Source organism: Corynebacterium sp. UMB0012, assembly GCF_030216265.1.
In the GTDB taxonomy this organism is placed as follows: domain Bacteria; phylum Actinomycetota; class Actinomycetes; order Mycobacteriales; family Mycobacteriaceae; genus Corynebacterium.
The window spans coordinates 1-296 of the sequence record NZ_JASOKQ010000093.1 but is presented as its reverse complement, the minus strand read 5'-3'; the positions used below and the strand labels follow the sequence as shown (position 1 = coordinate 296).

The following is a 296-nucleotide window of genomic DNA, read 5'->3' as shown; positions in this document are numbered from 1 at the left end:
ATACTTATTTAAGCTTTCGAGAGATGGAACTTCTTTAAGTCTTCCTTAAGTATGAGCAAATTTTCTTAAAGCAAATTTTTACATTAGATTTTCTATGCTATAATATCTAAGACTAAATAAAGATACGATTTAGGCTAAAATAATTAAAGAGATAAATTTAAGGAGAGATTTTGCGTGTTTGGATTAGGATCTAAAAATATTGGGATTGATTTGGGAACTGCCAACACACTCGTTTATATTGAAGGTAAAGGCATCGTTTTGCGTGAGCCTTCTGTTGTTGCTAAAAATACTCAAAC

1 protein-coding gene is annotated in these 296 nt (G+C 30.4%); it reads left to right on the top strand.

Annotated elements, in window-relative coordinates; all coding sequences use genetic code 11:
* Positions 1-174: 174 nt before the first annotated feature.
* On the top strand, positions 175-296 hold a 122-nt coding region (locus QP324_RS12000; protein WP_284816206.1), incomplete at its 3' end, for a rod shape-determining protein.